Origin of the sequence: Chryseobacterium candidae (genome assembly GCF_004916905.1) — a bacterium.
Taxonomy (GTDB): domain Bacteria; phylum Bacteroidota; class Bacteroidia; order Flavobacteriales; family Weeksellaceae; genus Chryseobacterium; species Chryseobacterium candidae.
This window is the reverse complement of sequence record NZ_SDLV01000023.1, coordinates 85,254-104,248: the sequence shown is the minus strand read 5'-3', so window position 1 is coordinate 104,248 and position 18,995 is coordinate 85,254. Positions and strand designations below refer to the sequence as shown.

Sequence of the window (18,995 nt, the reverse complement as noted above, 5' to 3'; positions counted from 1 at the left end):
AGAGAAAAATGGATCCTATTATACATGCATTTGACTTAAGATTTACACTTATTTATATGAGTGTGGCTCTTTTTGCTGTCATTCTGATTAATGAATATGTCTATAGAAGAAAGAATTCTGATGATGTTCAGAATTTCTTATTATTGTTTTATGCATTGGTGATGATATTACTGATAGGTATCAGAGATAAAAAAGTAGGCTCGGATTCAGAAAGATCATTGGTCTATTTTACCGGGGCTAAAGTTGTACGCTCTTTAAACGAACTCAAAGATATAGGAATCTATTTTATTTCATTATTTGCCCGTAAAATTAGTGATAATTATAAAGTTTTTTTTACATTGAATGCAGTGCTATATGTAACACCCATTATTATAGGCATACGGAATTTAACACAGAAAAACAGGTTTCTGATTTTCTTTATCATAGTGAGTATGTTCTTCTTTAAAACGATGGGTATTAATACAACCAGACAGGGAATTGCATTCTCTTTCTTTTTTCTGGCAGTCACCTATTTTGATAAGAAAAAATGGTTATCCATTGTGTTTTTTATTGTTGCATTTTTCAATCATGCTTCAATTATTATCCCTATTATGGTCTTCATCCTGTCTACCAGGATTAATAATCTTAAAGTAATATTTTTGATTTATGTAGCTGCTACGGTACTGTCATTAGTGAATTTTAATCTAAATGAACTTCTAGGTAAAATACCTGTGATCAATGTTTTGGTTGAAGAAAGGTTAGATCAGTATTACTCCAAAGGAGCTAAAGTTGCTTACAAAACGGGTTTTAGGGCAGACTTCTTTATATTCAATACCATTTTTGCAGTGATTGGATACTATACTCTTAAAAACATTGGAAATATTGAAGAGTATTTAAAGTATAAAAGGTTTTATGTGACGTATATGCTTACCTCTGCTTTTTTCTTTCTTATGTTTTCCGCGGCTTTTAGTGATCGTTTTGGTTTCTTATCATGGATTTTCATTCCTTTTCTGATGTATCCGTACACCCAAACCAATCAGAAAATAGGTTTTTTCAATCTGTTTGGAATATTTTTTATTTGTTTTTTCCTGTTTTTAATGTTTAATTTAAAATAATGATATCAGTAGTAATCCCTTTGTATAACAAAGAAAAATATATTAAGGAAACGATCTGTAAGGTACTGAACCAGACATATCAGAATTTTGAAATCATTATTATTAATGATGGAAGTAAAGATAAAGGTCCGGATATCGTCAGTGAAATTAATGATCAAAGAGTAAAATTGTTCAATAAAGAAAATGGAGGTGTTTCTTCAGCACGTAACATAGGGATTGAAAAATCTCAATTTGAATATATTGCTTTTTTGGATGCTGATGATGAGTGGTTGCCCAATCATCTGGAGGAAATCAATAAGCTTATTACCAGATATAAAAGTAGAGCAGATGTTTTTGTTACGAATTTTGCAAGAAAGTATTCTGAAGAAAATATTGTTGATAATAGAAAACAGGATGAACTTAAGGAAGGAATCGTTAAAGATTATTTCAAAATAATTTTCAAAAAAGCATTAATACATACCTCTTGTGTCTGTGTGAGTAAAAAAGCTCTGTTAAAAGCAAAATTATTTGATGAAAGGTTATCCAGAGGAGAAGATATAGATCTTTGGGGAAAGTTATCCAGAGAATATGAAATAGCTTATTCTCCAGTAGTTACAGAATTATACTTGCAGGAGGCTGAAAATAATAGTAAGGGAAAGTCAGATATTACAAGATCTATCCTCTATCATTTGGACTTCTCTACAGTAAAATCTTTAGATGAGAAAAAATATTTGAAAAAATTACTCTATAGAAAATATGCTTCATTATTGAAGGATATTGATTTTGCAAACTTTATTAAGTTAATGATTAAACAAGGTTTTTAAATGAAAGAAAAAGTATATCAATTATTACCTGATTTTCTTCAGAACTTTATGGTCTATATGTATAACAAACAGGCCTATAAAAGAAGATATCGTGGCGAGTATAAAAATTTCAGAAAAGAGAAAAAAGAAAATCGCACATTATCATTAGAAGAGCTAAAAGAATATCAGAAAAAAAGGTATTCAGACTTTATAAAATTTGTAATTCAAAATTCAGATTATTATAAAAATTCGATTGGACCTATTAAGAATGCTGAATCAATTGATAATATTTCCAGCCTGCCAATCGTTAATAAGGAAATACTTCGTAATAATATTGATTCCATAACGGTAAAAACATCTGAAAAATTAGAAAAATCCAAAACAGGAGGTACTACAGGAAAATCCCTGGAAGTGAAGTTTTTTTTCAGAGACAGCCAGGAAAGATTTGCTTTTTTAGATGATTTCAGATCCAGATTCGGGTATGAACTGGGAAAAAAAACAGCATGGTTTTCTGGGAAAAATTTATTGACAGCTAGGGATGTTAAGAAGAATGTATTTTGGAAAACAGATTTTGTGCACCATGTTCGCTATTATTCCACATTCCATATCAAAGATGACTATCTTAAATATTATGTAGAAGATTTAATTCGTTTCGGACCAGAGTATTTAGTAGGATTTCCGTCTACCATATTGGAAATTGCCAAATACGGTATTGCCAATGGATATGATTTTCCTGAAAATACTGTAAAAGCAGTGTTCCCGACAGCAGAAACCATTACTGAAGAAACAAGATATTTTATAGAAAAATTTTTTAAAGCAAAACTTTATAACCAATACGCTTCTTCCGAAGGAGCTCCTTTCATTATTGAGTGTGAGAAAGGAAACCTTCATTTGGAACTGCAAACGGGTGTTTTTGAAGTTTTAGATGAAAATAATCAGCCGGCGCAATCCGGAAGATTAGTGGTAACTTCATTTACCACGGCCGCCACTCCGCTAGTTAGATATGATATCGGTGACTCGATAACACTTGAAAATGCTGATAAAACATGCAGCTGTGGAAATAATAACCCTTTGGTAAAAGAAATCTTAGGAAGAATTGATGATTTTATTTATTCGATTGAAAATGGGAAAATCAATTTAGGAAATGTTTCCAATACCTTAAAAGATACAAAAGGAATCATCAGGTTTCAGGCCGTACAGAATAAATTGGATGAATTGGAACTGTATGTTGTTGTTGATCATGATATCTATTCGAAGCAGATAGAGAAAGTATTTCTCCAAAACTGGAGGGACCGGGTAGGAAATGTTATGAAAATACATCTTCACTATGTAAGTGAGATTTCTGTAGAAGACAGTGGAAAATATAGAATCGTAAAAAATAATATAAAAGATTTATTATGAAAATTATAAAATCGTTTTTAATATTAGTTCTGTCAACTTTTTCTATCATCTGTTGTTCACAACGGAAAGATAAGGTGACGGTAGATAATTCCTTAATAGTAAATCAGAAAATCGCTGTTCAAACTAATGATTTTTTCAAAATTGAAACACTACTTCCCAAAGGGTATGTGAAGGATGGAACAGTAGACTATACTGATTATATTCAAAAAGCGATTGATGGAAATAGTAAAGTAATGATGCCGGACTTTCCACTAATGACAAACGGAATCTTTGCGCAATCAAACTCACAAATATATTTTCAGAAAAACTCCTCCCTGATATTAAAGCCAACTGCCAATATACGGTATCAGATCATTAGTTTACATGGAGTTGAAAATGTTAAAATTTATAATCCCACATTGGTAGGAGATCGTGATAAACATTTGGATTCTAAAGGCGAGTGGGGGTTTGGTATTGATATCAGAGGTTCAAGAAATATTGACATTTTTAATGTTAATATTTCTGATTGCTGGGGAGACGGAATTGTCTTGGTGAAGACTATGAGAAATATGAGAGCCGGTATTACCAAGGAAAAAATATTTCCAACAGAAAATATTAATATCATAGGGGGAATTATTAACAATGTAAGAAGAAATGGAATAACAATTGCTGGAGGTAAGGATATAGTAATCAAAAATCTTTTGATTACAAATATTAATGGAACAAATCCTATGGCAGGTATTGATATTGAACCTGACGACAGTAATAATATTTTAGAAAACATTATTATTGAGAATGTTAAGATTAATAATGCAAATGTAGGTATAGACTTGCATTTAGGACAGTATGGTAACCAGAGTGTAGCAAAGGATGTTACGGTTTCCTGCTCAAATATTTCAGTGGAAAATGCTAATTCTGGAATTTATATAGCTGGATATAAAGCGAAACCTAATATCAAGGAAATGACAGGTTATTTTAAAGTAGATAATTTTGTTACTAATAATGTGACCAAGCCTTTTGAGAAAAGAGATCAATTTGGATTGTATCCCATGATTCAAATGAACAATTATAAATTTAATACCAAAAACAAGATCGATCGTTCTACAGAATCACTTTTAAAAAATGTTAAAGATAGTAGTAAACTAAAATATTAAACAATTCATCTGAGCTAAAGTAATAGTATGTAGATAGATGAGATCATAGGTATCCGATACAAAAAAATAGCTAGCAATAATCGATGATTATACACAATTTGTAACTACCAAAAAGCTATTAAACTCAAAAAACACTTAACCAAATTGGAAAATAAATGATTTTCCAAAGCAGTAATGATGCAGTTTTAATTCAGAACTAATTCTGTTTGAAATTGGACCTGTTTTAGGGCGGGATTATATATTATCTTTTTTTATCAAAAATATGTGAATTATAGTGTTTTTGATAATATTTTACAACACAAAAAAAGATTTGCTAGAAATTTATTCATTAGTTCTAGATTTTTCAGGAATAATAAAAAAATAAAAAGAAGTTGAAAGCTAAATTAATACGGATTACAACAGTACCACTTTCTTTAAAAATTCTATTGAAAGGGCAGCACCGATTTATGTCAGAACATTTTGATGTAATAGGTGTTTCATCACCTGGTAAGGAACTGGATGAAGTGAAAAATGATGAAGGGATTGATGTAATATCGATTGATATGTCTCGTAAGATTACCCCAATAAAAGACATTAAATCTTTATGGAGTACTTACAAATTTTTAAAAAGAGAAAACCCCCAAATTGTTCATACCCATACCCCTAAAGCTGGTATTGTAGGAATGCTGGCTGCAAGAATGGCAGGAGTTCCTCATCGGCTGCATACAGTAGCAGGTTTACCATTGATGGAGGTAAAAGGCATGAAACGTCATGTTTTAGATCTTGTTGAAAAACTTACCTATGCTTCTGCAACCCAGGTGTACCCAAATTCAAAAGGACTGTCTGATTATATTATTAAGCACAAATATACGAACAAGTATAAGCTTAAAGTAATCGGGAATGGATCATCAAACGGAATTGATACTTCATTCTTTTCGCCTCAACAAGTTTCGGAAGATCATAAAATTCTTCTCAAAGAGCAATTGAAAATAAAAGATACTGATTTTGTTTTTGTGTTTGTAGGGCGTTTGGTGGGAGACAAAGGAATTAATGAATTGATAAAAGCATTTTCTGCTTTAAATAATCAAGAAAATCAGCAGCGTTCAAAATTATTACTGGTAGGTTGTCTGGAACAGGAGCTGGATCCTTTATATTCTGATACATTAAAAGAGATTGAAAATAATCCAAATATTATTTCTGTAGGTTTTCAGAGGGATGTGCGTCCTTATTTTGCGATTTCTAATGCGTTGGTTTTTCCTAGTTATCGTGAAGGATTTCCTAACGTAGTAATGCAGGCTGGAGCAATGGAGCTGCCAAGTATCGTTTCTGATATCAATGGATGTAATGAAATCATAATAGAAAATCAAAATGGGGTAATTGTTCCTGTAAAAGACAGTGAAAGACTTACAGAAGAAATGGAGAAAATGATCATGAATAAGGATTATTATCAGGCTTTAAAGATGAATGCCCGACCAATGATTGAAGATCGATTCGAGCAGTCAGTGATTTGGAATGCTATATTAAGTGAATATAACAAATTAATAAAAGAAAAAGGTTTTCGAAAATAAAATTTATAGTGATCATATATTTGTAAAGTAACACTAATGTTGATGGTAAAGCTTGATCAGAAATTTTTCTTCAAAGTTTAAATATGATTTTTTACAAAGTTACTCTTTAAGTAAGGATATCCGCTTTTTTGTGTTTGACAATCTGTACCTTAACAATGGCTGTGAAAGAAAAGAAATAGGTTTCTTTGAAGAAGCTAAAAAAAGCTATATATTTGCACCAGTTAAAAAGCAAATGCTACCTTATTGATCCGGTAGTTCAGCTGGTTAGAATGCCGCCCTGTCACGGCGGAGGTCGCGGGTTCGAGTCCCGTCCGGATCGCAAAAAGTCTTCTAGAAATAGAAGACTTTTTTATTTTTACCCCAACTTTTGAGACTGATCCGTATTATCGAAGATTATAATTTTGACGGGAATGGTGATATAGCATTTTCTGTCCCTGATGATGGAATGGGAGTGTACGGGATGTTTGAAATTTATTTGTATAATCCGAAGCAAACGTTTTGAAAAGCTTAAAGAACCGGACTCTTCGCACTCAAGCTGTTCATGTTTATGTGATGTCAGTGTAGAAAAAGATAAGAAACTTTTAATAACAGGATGCCGAGGTGGGGCAGGATGGCATCAGGATGCTTAACGGTTTTGACAAAAGAGAAATCTAGAATGGATTTCTACAAGAGAAAAGACTGATGAATAATGTTTCTTTTCAATATCGGGGAATACCTTTAAAATCTATGTTTTCTTTCGGTTTGTCAACTATAACTCCTCATTTACAGTGATAAAGCATCCGTTTTTTTACGGTATTTTTAAGAATGTCTTTTAGGATTCAAATTTAGGTCTGATATTTGTACTGGGTAGCCAAACTAAATGGCCGATTTATTTATGAAAAACATATCTGTGAAAAAATCCTTTTTTTATGTCTGTTTATGCGCTTTTTCGCTTGTTTCCTGTAAAAAGGAAATAGAAAAAATAAGTGATACTTTTAAAGATACCGTTTCTTCTTCAGAAGTTCCGGAGGTTGAAAAAGATTCTATAAAGAAAGATTCTGTTCCTGTAGTAAAAAAAGAATCCGTTCCACCTGTTATGCAGGAGAATGGTTTTTATAACGCTTTTGTTCTTCCCAAGGATAAAAAAATGCGTGATTCTATTTATGCAGAATTCAGTAAAAAATATAGTGTAGAGGAAAGAACTGCTATTTTAGCCTTAAACCGATTAGATTCTAAAAGTAAATGGAATGCAGACACATTGGTTGTTCCTGCGAAAATAGATACAACATTGATGGCATATTCACCTTTTCCCATGCAGCTGGATGTGTTGAGCGGAGTGAAAAAGTTTGTTATCTTCTCATATCCTATACAGGCTTTTGCTGTATATTCTAATGGAAGTCTCGTGAAATGGGGACCTACAAGTATGGGTAAAAAAGCAGCTCAGACCACAAGGGGACTTACTTTTGCCAACTGGAAAAAGAAACTGGCTATTTCCACCGTGAGCAGTGAATGGAAACTTCCTTACAACTTTAATATTCATAATATAGGAGGAATCGGATGGCATGAATATACGCTTCCCGGATATCCTGCTTCACACTCATGTTTACGATTGCTGAGAAAAGATGCCCAATGGCTGTATTCCTATGCAGATACCTGGATTCTGAATCCCGGAGGTGCTACCACTAAAGCCAGAGGTACAGCAGTAATGGTATTCGGAGATTATAAATGGGGCGGAAGAAAACCATGGAGAAAGCTTCTGGACGATCCTAATGCCAACAATATTTCTGTTGAAGAACTTACAAAACTCTTAGAACCGGATGTCCCGAAAATGCTTAAAGAACAAAGCAACAGAGAAAAAGTGGCGGATTCTATCAAAGCGGCAAAAGCATCAGCTGTACCTGTTCAGAATGAAAAGCCTGTAGAATCTCTGTCTAATTAATTTTCTTTTCAAACTGTAAAGTAGATTCTTCCGCAAATTTTCTAAGATTAAGCATTTCCTCTTTACCTTTATATTGCCCGAATCTTGCAGCAATATAAGTGAGAATAATAAAAAATAACATGATAAAAGAAGCGCTCAATGCCCAAGGGTATTCGGCGCTTTTTATTTGCTTTTCAACGTAATACATGGTGAAAAAGGTCATCCAGAGAATAGAAAAAGAAAAATAAAGGAACATAAAGAATGTCCACACCGCAGAACTCGGGCCAAACACGCCTCGTATTACCGTATGCTCATCTTCCATTTCTATTCGTAAGGCAAGACGGGGTTTCCAGTAATTATCATATTCTGTTTTTACCCAGATGGTAGCCACTTCTTTATTGATGTTGCCTGAAAACTCATCTTTATGCACTTCCATATATTTTTTCAGATTTTCAGCATACTCTTCTTTGGTAAGGTGAGTAAACATTTTAAATCTGGGTCTCGTTCTTATTCTGTCTAAGGTGGTTTCTTCGGTATTCATATTTTTATTCTTGATAAGGAATAGGGTCTTGAAGGGTGAAACTTAATATGAGTTTTTCATTTTTCCTTTGAATAACCATAGTAATATTTCGGCCTTCATTAGATTTCATAAGCTCTACAATTTTCTCCAGTGTCATCTCAGAAGTAGGGTCTCCATTAATACTTAGAATTCTGTCTTCCTTTTTCAGGCCTGCTTCATATGCAGGAGAGTCTTTTCTTACTCCTGCAATAGAGAATATAGGCTTCAGACTGAATTTATAACGAAAAGCTTCTTTATAAACTTCATTAACTACTTTAGCTGATTTTTGAGTTTCAATATTTATTCTGTCTTGCTGCCATTCCAGCCCGTCCTGCTTGAAGTCCAATCCGCTCATATTAAAATGAAAAGGATCCTTAAAGTATCTGTTTCTTTTCAAATATAACTTTTTATTGGGATAATCAAAAATTACTGTAAATCTGCGCATAATTTCATTGCCTACAGATCCTTTCCTGTTTTCTACTAAATTGACGTGTTGTATAGAGAATTCATCAGGCATAGAAGTAAGAGGCTTTTCAAACTTAAAATTTCCGAGGTAAAAATTATGGATACGACTTCTTTTACCATAAATATCTCCATTGAAACCGCGGCCAAGAAAATCGTCAATATTAGGTCTGTTATAAACAAAATTTTTAATAAGTGTGGGGAAGAGCCATATGGCATCACTGTTTCCAAGATCAATCAGTAATTTTGAGTCTTTCTTTTCATTCGTCATTTCTACCCCTGCATACATATAGGGCTTATCTCTTTCAATAGTAATGGGAAATTCTTCAAATTTTCTGATTTTCTTTTCTAAAAGAGAGGCATCTTCAAATACCGTTATTTTCTTGGAAGAATAGTCGATATAAATAGGATGGTTTTTGAAGAAATGATAGCCAATCACTCCATTTACGGGAATTCCTACGTGAGGCGAAATATTAAATTCTTCATCAATAATGATATAAAGAGACATAGTGGTATTGATTATTCCATCACCTATTCTGCCCAGATTACGTTCAGACTTCAGCCCATCAATACTTAAACTTCCCCCAAGTCCGGAAAATTTTACTTTTTCAACATTGCTTAGCTTCACTTCTTTATTTTCCAGGCTAAAAAGAATGGTTTCAGAAACTCCCGTATCCAGAAGAAAGGTAAGTTCTGCACCATTAATATTAATAGGAATAAAGATAAGATTGTTGATAAACTTAAAAGGAATAACTGCTTTTTTAGTATTGATCAGTTCAAAAGTATTCTGGGCATTTACAAAAATGCTTAGAAATAGTCCCAGTAAAAGCAATTTAAATTTCATTTACTGAATTTAGTGAATTTATCTATATCATAATAAAAAAACATTCCAAAACCTGAAATGTTTATATAAACTACAATAAAGTAGTGTTTTTTGTTGAATTTATTTTAAAGAAGTCTTTTTACTTTGAAAAGAAGTCCATCAAATCCATGTAATTCTTCTGATTAACACCATGTCCGCTCATATACTCTCTGAATGTAAAGTAACAGCTGAGATCATAAAGTAGATCTGCTGCTTTTCTTCCCCATTCAAGTGGGATTACAGCATCATCCGTACCATGAGAAATGAAGAAACGAAGTCCTTCCAGTTTCTTTTTATCTTTTACAATACCGTTCAGGATTTTTTCTTCAGGATAACTGCTCATACAGGCAACACGATTGAAAAGCTCAGGATGTTTTAAAGCCAAAGCATAACATAATATTCCTCCCTGGCTGAAGCCGCAAAGATGAGCTTTGCTTTCCGTAAGTCCATAGTGGTTGATAATCTTCAGCATACTTTCCAGAACAGCATGTAAAGACTCATTCGCCTGGTGAACATCAATGAAATTTTCGGGATCATTAAAATTGATATCATACCATGAATATCCTTCAAACTGAGTATCACGCGGAGCTCTGAAACTTACAATAATCCAGTCATTGGGTAGCGTTTCTCTAAAACTGAAAAGATCCTGCTCATTGCTGCCGTAGCCATGAAGCATAAAAAGAATGGGAGTTTGGGAAGTAATATTTTCCGGCTCTCTTACTAGATAATCTAAATTCATACAGCAAAGATAATTAAATTACCTGCAGAATCTTAACTTTTGTTATTCATACAATGAACTTCTGCTGCATGATGATTTATGTGTAATGATTAATTCTTTAGAGTATCTTTTTTTATTTTCAGGAGAATTTTTATTTTTATTGATTTGATATTATTTGGAAATCTTTATTGGAAATTTTTCATAAAAGTTATTTTTATATTAATAAAAAACTTATATTTGAAACATTAAAAAATCTATTTGGAGAAATGAAGCAATTTTACAATTCAAAAAGTTTACTTAGACTTTCTTTTTTATTCGTTTTATTATTTTCTGTAATCACCGTTGTCAATTCTTGTAAAAAAGATGATGATGAAGAATTTCAGGATCATGTGGTGCAGTTCGAAGTGAAGACAACTGCCGGAGGAAACATTATAAGTGTTGTAACACAGGTAGGTACAACTAAAACAGATATATTTAACACTCCGCAGTCTCCTGTAACTTCACCCTGGACAAGTGGAGAGTTCTTTGTAAATTCCAGCCAGGCACAGCTTAATCTTGATGCTAACGCTTCAATGCCGGATGATAATTCTGAATTGACAATCACTCTTTACATTGATGGTGAGGTAGCAAGAACAGTGAAGAAGAAAGGGAAAGGTGTGTTGGTTGCTTCTATTGATTACAGTTTCTTAGAGCCTTAAATTACTTTAACATTATAAAAAGAATCCGTCTCACAACCAATTTGTGAGACGGATTCTTTTTATATGTTGTTTTAAGATTAGTCTACCTTTACAATAAAATAGCTTTTCTTACCTTTTTGTAATAATAAGAATTTACCATCGATAAGGTCCGTTTCATTAGCTGTAAAAGTATCATTTACTTTTTGCTTGTTGACAGAGATTGAGTTTCCTTTAATCTCTCTTTGTGCTTCACTCTTGGATTTCAAAAATCCTGATTTTTCAGAAAGAAGATCAATAATATTTACTCCCAAAACATCAGCTTTTGCCATTTCTTTTTGAGGAACACCATCAAAAACTTCAAGGAAAGTTTCCTCATCAAGGCTTACAAGATCTTCAGCAGTAGAACGTCCGAAAAGAATTTCAGAAGCTTTCAGTGCCTTTTCATATTCTTCTCTTCCATGTACCCAAACGGTAACTTCTTCAGCCAGTTTCTTCTGTAGCTTTCTTTCGTGTGGAGCTGTTTTATGCTCTTCAATTAAACCCTCAATTTCTTCTTTTCCTAAGAAAGTGTAGAACCTGATAAATCTTTCAGCATCTTCATCAGTAGCATTCAGCCAGAACTGGTAGAATTTGTAAGGAGAAGTTTTCTTTTTATCCAGCCAGTAATTTTCACCGCTTTCAGACTTCCCGAATTTGGAACCATCGGCTTTGGTAATCAAAGGAACTGTTAATGCAAACGCTTCACCCTGAGCTTTTCTACGGATCAATTCTGTTCCTGTAGTGATATTTCCCCACTGGTCAGAACCTCCCATCTGCAGCTTTACATTATTGTTTTGATATAAGTGAAGGAAATCATATCCCTGGATGAGCTGGTAAGTGAATTCTGTAAAACTCATTCCGTCTGCACCGGATTCTCCTGAGAATCTTTTCTTCACAGAATCTTTTGCCATCATATAGTTGACCGTGATATTCTTTCCGACATTTTTAGCAAAATCAAGGAAAGAAATATTTTTCATCCAGTCGTAGTTGTTCACAAGCTCAGCTTTGTTAGGCTCGTTTCCTTCAAAATTAAGGAACTTTGAAAGCTGATTCTTTAAACAGTCTACATAATGTAAAAGAGTTTCCTCATCCAGGAGATTTCTTTCAGCAGATTTTCCGGATGGATCACCGATCATCCCTGTTGCACCTCCTACCAACGCAATCGGCTTGTGGCCATGCAGCTGGAAGTGCGCTAAAATTTTTATCTGGATAAGACTTCCGATATGTAAAGAATCGGCAGTAGGATCAAAACCAATATATGCAGTAGTTACCTCTTTATTCAGTTGTTCATCGGTTCCTGGCATCATATCGGCAAACAGACCACGCCATTTCAGTTCTTCTATAAAGGAATTCATTGATTTTTAACTTTAAAATTTTAAGATGCAAAGATAGTAAATTCAGAAGTATTAAGGGTAAAAAAGCAAAAGAGCAATAGGGTAGGAATATAAAATAAGAATATCACAAAACTTTCTGGTCGGCCACTTTGATAATAGAATGGCTTAACCTTTTTATCCCTTTGTTTTTTCACCCTAAATAATCTATATTTGTTATTAATGAACGACGAACAGCTATTCCTGCTCATACAGAAGGCCAAAGATAAAGACCAGAAGGCCCAGACTAAGCTCATCAATGTTTTTTGGGTGGACGTTTTCTCTTTTGTCATGAAGAAAGTGAGAGACGAAAATGATGCCGATGAAATTACAGTAAACGTTTTTTCAAAAGTATTGTCAAAACTGGATATGTTCGATCCCCATTTTCAGTTTAAAACCTGGATATTAACTATTGCCCAGAATACGGTAATCGATTTTTGGAGAAAAAAGAACCGGGATAACGAAGACGCCGTTGAAAATCTTGAAGAGGTAAAAAATCAATATGCCAAATCACCGGAAGAACTTCTCATTTCTGAAGAAGAACAAAAGAAAATCATCAAAACCATAGAATCTCTGGATGCGAACTACCAGGACATTATCAAGCTGAGATTTTTTGAAGAAAAAAGCATCAAAGAAATTGCTGAAGAGCTGGGAATCTCCGTTGCCAATACTAAGGTAAGAGTAATGCGTGCCAAAAAAGTCTTAGCCGAGCTATTGAAAAATAATGAGTTTGATGATCATTAAGCTCAGAAAAATCAATCTATTCAATAGAAGCCTGTTTACTAAAAATATAAATTCAAAATTGGATTTAGCCAAAACTTAAATATCACAACTTTTATTTAGAAATAAACCTCTTCTTTTGTTTTAGGAAGAAAAAGAAGGAAGAATATTTTTTCATAAGAATATTTTGGAGAGATAAATATACAAATGAAATTTGAATGATCAATTTCATCAATAGATCCGGTTGATGGTTTCCATTAAAAAATCCTTAACTTTGAACTTCAATTTTAGAAATGGAAAATTCAGTTCAAGACACTACCGTTCAAAAACCAAAATGGATCCGCGTAAAACTTCCTACCGGAAAGAATTACAGAGAGCTGAGAACTTTGGTTGATAAATATAAATTAAATACCATTTGCCAAAGCGGAAGCTGCCCGAACATGGGAGAATGTTGGGGCGAAGGTACAGCTACTTTCATGATTTTAGGAAATATCTGTACAAGAAGCTGTGGATTCTGTGGCGTAAAAACAGGAAAACCGCTTGATGTAAACTGGGATGAGCCTGAAAAAGTAGCAAGATCCATCAAATTAATGAAGATCAAACATGCCGTTCTTACTTCTGTAGACCGCGATGATCTGAAAGATATGGGATCTATTCTTTGGGGAGAAACAGTGAATGCTGTAAGAAGAATTTCTCCGGGAACTACAATGGAAACACTTATTCCGGATTTCCAGGGAATTACAAAACACCTGGACAGATTGGTAGATGTAGCTCCTGAAGTGATCTCTCACAACATGGAAACGGTAAAACGTCTGACCAGAGAAGTAAGAATCCAGGCAAAATATGAAAGAAGCCTTGAAGTATTAAGATATCTGAAAGAGGCCGGCCAAAGAAGAACAAAAACAGGGGTTATGCTTGGATTAGGGGAAACTAAAGATGAGGTTTTCCAGACGATCGAAGATATCAGAAACGCCAACGTAGACGTAATCACTCTTGGACAATATCTGCAGCCAACTAAAAAACATCTTCCGGTAAAGAAATTTATCACGCCTGAAGAATTTGATGAGTTCGGAGATTTTGCAAGAAGCTTAGGTTTCAGACACGTTGAAAGTTCTCCTCTTGTAAGAAGTTCTTACCACGCAGAAAAACATATTCATTAAATTACAGACCGTTCAGCAATGAACGGTTTTTTTGTTTTTTTAGGTAGCAGGGATCAGGTAGCAGATTATTGGTGATAGGTTGCAGGTATCAGGGGTTACGGATTAGCTAATGAATGTGGCAATCTTTACAATAATGGCTGCCATCATTCCCATCCTTTGGAGGGGTGGCAAAAATTCAAAGAATTTTTGACGGGGTGGTTCATACAAAACTCACAAAAGCATCCACAGCAGCGGACTTTAGTTAAAAATTACTTAACAAGTCGTATCCTTCTTAATCACTCCAATTCTTCCATTGATTTCAATAGGTCTGAAATGTTTTTTCTTAAATTCCGAAGGCGTTTCTCCTGTATGCTGCTTGAATAATTTATTAAAATAAGAAAGGCTTTCAAAGCCCACCTGAAAACAAACCTCCGTCACAGAATGATCTTTCAGCAGGAATATTTTAGCCTGATTGATTCTGTAATTGTTGACAAAATCTGTAAAGGTCATATTTGTCTGCTTTTTGAAATACCGGCAGAAAGCAGGAGTGCTCAGGCTCACTACCTTGGCCACTTCATTCACATTAGGCTTTCGGTCGTAATTTTCATGAATGTAATCATAGATAGTTCCCATTCTGATTTTATCATTCAGAAACCATTTGATTCTTGTATCTTCTTTATTGAGTTCCTTTACTTCAGGAGAATCGGCGAGGATTTGCAGAATTTCAATTAACCCAACTAAAGATTCAAAAGAGTTTTTATCTTTAATAATCTGCAGTTTTTCAACAACTGTATTTTTCGTTTCTCCGGAAAATGATAGTCCGAGGTATGACCGTTCTAAAAGGGTTTTAATATTTTCAAATTCAGGAACAGGAAGAATAATATCCTGAAGAAAGCTTTCCCTCATCTGCAATACAAGCTGTTTACATTCGGTCTGAATACCGTAATCAAAATTAAGATGAGGTACATTGGAACCAATCAGTAAAAGATCACTGTCTGTAAAGCCTGAAATATTTTTTCCAACGTGACGGATTCCATTCATAGCTTCTACATATACCAGTTCAATTTCCGGATGATAATGCCAGAAAAAACAGTTTTTCAGAGAAGGAGCAAATAGCTTGAATGATTTTCCTTTTTCAAACTCAATAATTTCTTTCTGGATTTTCATTTTGTTCTGATTTGATTGTTTCTGAATTTAAATTTAAATAAAAAGGTTAATATGGAGCAAATTTTTATCATTCAAAGAGGTGTGAAATTCAAACTTTCTGTCGATTTTTGCACTTTCAAAATAAAGATACTCAGTGAGTCATTTAATTTGAAAAGAATTAATTCAGAAAAAGATTTAGATACAATGAAGATTGATAAAAGAATAATACCACTGGCCATAGGTGGTTTAGGGATAGGAACTACAGAATTTACGGTCATGGGACTTTTGCCGGATATTGCCAAAACATTGCAGATCACCATTCCGCAAGCCGGACATCTGATTTCTGCGTATGCTATGGGTGTGGTTATCGGAGCTCCGATTCTGATTGGGTATTCTGTGAAATTTCCACCCAAAAAAGTTCTGATGGCTTTCATGATCCTTTTTACATTATTTAATGGTCTTTCGGCTGTTGCTCCTGGATACAACAGTATGCTGGTTATCCGTTTTATGTCCGGACTTCCTCATGGAGCATTCTTCGGAGTAGGAACAGTGGTGGCTTCAAGAATGGCAGGAAAAGGAAAAGAAGCCTTTTATATATCCATGATGTTTACAGGTCTTACGGTCGCCAATCTGGCAATGGTACCTCTGGTCACCTATATAGGACACACTTTCCACTGGAGACTGTACTTTGCTATTGTAGCAGTTATTGGACTTTTTGCTATCTTATTTTTAAAACTCTGGCTTCCCGCGATGGAATCCAACCAGAATACTCATTTCATGGAAGAGCTGAAATTCCTTAAAAATAAACAGTCTTGGCTGGTATTGGCCATTACAGCGATAGGATTTGGAGGATTGTTCACATGGTTAAGCTATATCACCCCTTTAATGACCATTGTTGCCGGAATCAAAAGCAGCCAGATGGCTTATGTAATGGTTCTTGCCGGAGCAGGAATGGTAGTAGGAAATCTGGTTGGAGGTATTGTTTCAGATAAATTGGGTCCGGAAAAAACCTGTTCTCTTTTGATCTTCCTGATGATGATTTCTCTTGGTGGTGTTTTCTTCCTTGCGGAATATAAAAATATTGCTCTGGTATTGACATTTATGTGTGGTGCTTTGTCCATGTCTATTGCATCGCCTATCAATATTATGATGATGAAAGCGGCCCCGAAAAGTGAAATGATGGCTGCCGCTTTTATGCAGGCTGGTTTTAATATTGCCAATGCAATGGGTGCTTTTCTTGGTGGTATTCCTTTGGAATATGGCTATTCATTCAATTATCCGTCATTGGTAGGAGTGGGAATGACATTGATTGGAGTAGTTATAAGTATAAGGTATATGTATCTGTACGGCTCAAAAACTCAAAATGAAGAAAAAGTGGCTGCGGAATGTGTATCATGTGATAAATAAAGAGTTATAGTTAAAAATAAAATCGCCTGTTTCAGTGAGAAACAGGCGATTTTTTATAAGATAAGTTTTATGCCTCTACTTCATCTCCGTTTTTACACCAGTACAGGGCATTATATAAATTTTCTTTAGGAAAGGATTTAAATTCTCCCGGCATCAGGACACTGAAAATACTGGTGAAATTCTGTATTCCTGCTTTGTCTGTTACAATGGCTGCACGATTCCAATGGGCAAGGTTCTTGAACCCTAACAGCAAATCTTCAAGCCATGCTCCTACGGTAAAATTATCCAGATCGGTATCCAAATACAATAAATAGTTGAGTTCACCGAATTGCTCTACCTTCTCTTTAACACGCGGAATTACCAGTCTTTCAAAATCCTCTTTCGTTACTTCTCCCGTTGCATTAAATGCTGCAACATTCTCCGGAGCTTCTGGAATAATTGTTATCATAATAAATATTTTTTGGTGGTTTAGTTTAAAAAAATAACAATAATTACACCATTATTTGATGTATAATTGTTAAAAAAGGTATAAATATTGATATTTTAAATGTAAAATATCAATATGGATTTAAAATCAAATGAACCTTTCTGGCTTTTAAAAAACGGATTATTAGCATCTTACCCTTCATTAAAATCAAACGAAGAATGTGATGTTCTCATCGTGGGCGGAGGTATTACGGGAAGTCTGATTGCCCATCAGATGATAGAAGACGGATATAGTACGATTCTTATTGATAAGAGAGAACTTTGTAACGGAAGTACTTCTGCTACAACTTCAATGCTCCAGTACGAAATAGATGTTCCACTCTATGAACTGATAGAAAAAATAGGAGAAAAGGGCGCGATCTTAAGTTATAAAGCTTGTAGTGATGCTATTGATAGGATAGAAAAGCTTTCAAAATTAACCAAGTCAAATGCAGGTTTCAAAAGAAAAAAATCACTGTATTTTGCTTCAAAAAAGAAAGACCTCCAATGGCTGAAGAAAGAATACCAGGCGCGGAAACAAAACGGATTTGAAGTACAATGGCTGGAAGCAGAACAGGTTTTAGAACAATTTGAATATGACAATACCTATGGCGGAATTTTATCAAAACAAGGAGCAAGTATTGATGCTTTTCAGTTTGCTCATGAGTTATGTATACATAATGTAAAGAAAGGGCTTAAGATATTTGATAAGACTGAAATGGTAAAAGTAAAAGAACACAAAGGGTTTAATCTGGTTACCGTTGACAGTGGATTTGAGATCAAAGCAAAAAAAATCATTTACTGTATTGGTTACGAAAGTAAAAACCTGTTAAAAGAAAATTTTGTTAACCTGAAAAGTACCTATGCGGTAGTTTCCGAAATAGATAAAGACAAGTTTAAAAACATAAGCAGCACTTTAGTATGGAATACCGACGACCCGTATCTCTATATGAGAACTACTGATGACGGAAGGCTTCTGATTGGAGGAGGAGATGAAGATTTTTATGACGCAGAAAAGCGTGACGCCATACTCCATAAAAAAGAAAAAGAGATTCTGAAAAATCTAAAGAAAATAAAGCCGGATTACCACTTTTATCCTGATTTTGTATGGGCTGGTACTTTTGGTGAAACTAAAGATGGTTTACCTTACATCAGCGAACATGAGAAATTTAAGAACTCCTATTTTGTGCTAGGTTTCGGTGGAAATGGAATTACTTTTTCGGTAACGGGAATGAAAATGGCTTCTTTGTTTATGAAAGGTAAAAAGCATCCGTTATCAAGGTATTTTAAGTTTGGAAGATGATGCTTTATTTTACCACAATTTTTAATAAGAATAAAGGCTATTTAGATTCCTACGGAATGACAAACTGCCTGGATAAATCGTTATTCCAATTGTGTCATTCCATAGGAATTCTGCTTAAATCATTTGAAAAAATGTAGTAAAAAGATGCTTTGACAAATAGCCCGATAGAAAGACCTTAATTCCCCTCCTCCGGAGGGGTGTCGAAAATTCAAAGAATTTTTGACGGGGTGGTCTATTCATTATCCAGCATCAAAAAAGCGGGTTTTAACCCGCT

17 protein-coding genes and 1 tRNA gene are annotated in these 18,995 nt (G+C 34.2%); 12 read left to right on the top strand and 6 right to left on the bottom strand.

Annotated elements, in window-relative coordinates; genetic code table 11:
- The first annotated feature begins 8 nt into the window (after positions 1–8).
- The 7 genes from EK417_RS11635 to EK417_RS11605 all read left to right on the top strand — a co-directional run bounded on the left by EK417_RS11635 (position 9) and on the right by EK417_RS11605 (position 7,875).
- A complete protein-coding gene (locus EK417_RS11635; RefSeq protein ID WP_136522247.1) occupies positions 9–1,094 on the top strand; it encodes an EpsG family protein in 1,086 nt (361 codons plus the stop codon).
- On the top strand, positions 1,094–1,897 hold the full coding sequence (locus EK417_RS11630; RefSeq protein ID WP_136522246.1) for a glycosyltransferase family 2 protein: 804 nt from the start codon (positions 1,094–1,096) through the stop codon (positions 1,895–1,897). Before EK417_RS11635 ends, EK417_RS11630 begins: the two co-directional genes overlap by 1 nt.
- Positions 1,898–3,277, top strand: a complete 1,380-nt coding sequence (locus EK417_RS11625) for a phenylacetate--CoA ligase family protein (RefSeq protein ID WP_136522245.1) — start codon at positions 1,898–1,900, stop codon at positions 3,275–3,277.
- The gene (locus EK417_RS11620) at positions 3,274–4,410 is read left to right on the top strand and encodes a glycoside hydrolase family protein (protein WP_136522244.1); all 1,137 of its coding nucleotides are present in this window, start codon (positions 3,274–3,276) and stop codon (positions 4,408–4,410) included. The genes EK417_RS11625 and EK417_RS11620 overlap by 4 nt, the downstream gene beginning before the upstream one ends.
- A gap of 446 nt (positions 4,411–4,856) precedes the next feature.
- Positions 4,857–5,957 carry a glycosyltransferase family 4 protein gene (locus EK417_RS11615; RefSeq protein ID WP_136522280.1) on the top strand — a complete coding sequence of 367 codons (1,101 nt, stop codon included), beginning with the start codon at positions 4,857–4,859 and terminating at the stop codon, positions 5,955–5,957.
- Positions 5,958–6,202: 245 nt separating this feature from the next.
- Positions 6,203–6,276 (top strand) — tRNA-Asp (locus EK417_RS11610).
- 570 nt (positions 6,277–6,846) lie between these two features.
- Positions 6,847–7,875: a L,D-transpeptidase gene (locus EK417_RS11605; protein ID WP_076596828.1), complete on the top strand. Its 1,029-nt coding sequence runs from the start codon at positions 6,847–6,849 to the stop codon at positions 7,873–7,875.
- Here the strand turns inward: EK417_RS11605 and EK417_RS11600 are convergent.
- The 3 genes from EK417_RS11600 to EK417_RS11590 all read right to left on the bottom strand — a co-directional run bounded on the left by EK417_RS11600 (position 7,868) and on the right by EK417_RS11590 (position 10,476).
- The gene (locus EK417_RS11600; protein ID WP_076596784.1) at positions 7,868–8,395 is read right to left on the bottom strand and encodes a hypothetical protein; all 528 of its coding nucleotides are present in this window, start codon (positions 8,393–8,395) and stop codon (positions 7,868–7,870) included. The two genes, EK417_RS11605 and EK417_RS11600, sit on opposite strands and share 8 nt — an antisense overlap.
- Positions 8,396–8,399: 4 nt before the next feature.
- On the bottom strand, positions 8,400–9,719 hold the full coding sequence (locus EK417_RS11595; protein WP_076596785.1) for a PDZ domain-containing protein: 1,320 nt from the start codon (positions 9,717–9,719) through the stop codon (positions 8,400–8,402).
- Between the two features lie 118 nt (positions 9,720–9,837).
- Complete coding sequence (locus tag EK417_RS11590) at positions 9,838–10,476, bottom strand: alpha/beta hydrolase (protein ID WP_136522242.1); 639 nt, start codon at positions 10,474–10,476, stop codon at positions 9,838–9,840.
- Positions 10,477–10,721: 245 nt separating this feature from the next.
- On the opposite strand from EK417_RS11590, the gene EK417_RS11585 reads away from it, so the two are divergent.
- Entirely contained in the window at positions 10,722–11,153 is a 432-nt protein-coding gene (locus EK417_RS11585; protein WP_228402587.1) for a hypothetical protein, read from the top strand.
- Between the two features lie 77 nt (positions 11,154–11,230).
- Here EK417_RS11585 and tyrS read toward each other — a convergent pair whose 3' ends face one another.
- Entirely contained in the window at positions 11,231–12,526 is a 1,296-nt protein-coding gene (tyrS, locus tag EK417_RS11580) for a tyrosine--tRNA ligase (protein WP_136522241.1), read from the bottom strand.
- A 198-nt stretch (positions 12,527–12,724) separates the two neighbouring features.
- Between tyrS and EK417_RS11575 the strand changes: the two genes are divergently transcribed.
- Together EK417_RS11575 and lipA are read left to right on the top strand one after the other, a co-directional pair.
- Positions 12,725–13,285: an RNA polymerase sigma factor gene (locus EK417_RS11575; RefSeq protein WP_076596789.1), complete on the top strand. Its 561-nt coding sequence runs from the start codon at positions 12,725–12,727 to the stop codon at positions 13,283–13,285.
- 269 nt (positions 13,286–13,554) lie between these two features.
- Positions 13,555–14,421 (top strand): lipoyl synthase, encoded by an 867-nt coding sequence (gene lipA / locus EK417_RS11570; protein ID WP_076596790.1) that lies wholly within the window; start codon positions 13,555–13,557, stop codon positions 14,419–14,421.
- A 252-nt stretch (positions 14,422–14,673) separates the two neighbouring features.
- Here the strand turns inward: lipA and EK417_RS11565 are convergent, their stop codons facing one another.
- Complete coding sequence (locus EK417_RS11565; protein ID WP_136522240.1) at positions 14,674–15,567, bottom strand: AraC family transcriptional regulator; 894 nt, start codon at positions 15,565–15,567, stop codon at positions 14,674–14,676.
- Between the two features lie 183 nt (positions 15,568–15,750).
- On the opposite strand from EK417_RS11565, the gene EK417_RS11560 reads away from it, so the two are divergent.
- Entirely contained in the window at positions 15,751–16,953 is a 1,203-nt protein-coding gene (locus tag EK417_RS11560) for an MFS transporter (protein ID WP_136522239.1), read from the top strand.
- Between the two features lie 67 nt (positions 16,954–17,020).
- On the opposite strand, the gene EK417_RS11555 is transcribed toward EK417_RS11560, so the two are convergent.
- A complete protein-coding gene (locus EK417_RS11555) occupies positions 17,021–17,401 on the bottom strand; it encodes a SpoIIAA family protein (protein WP_076596792.1) in 381 nt (126 codons plus the stop codon).
- 114 nt (positions 17,402–17,515) lie between these two features.
- Between EK417_RS11555 and EK417_RS11550 the strand changes: the two genes are divergently transcribed.
- Positions 17,516–18,721, top strand: a complete 1,206-nt coding sequence (locus EK417_RS11550) for an NAD(P)/FAD-dependent oxidoreductase (RefSeq protein ID WP_076596793.1) — start codon at positions 17,516–17,518, stop codon at positions 18,719–18,721.
- Positions 18,722–18,995: the final 274 nt, after the last annotated feature.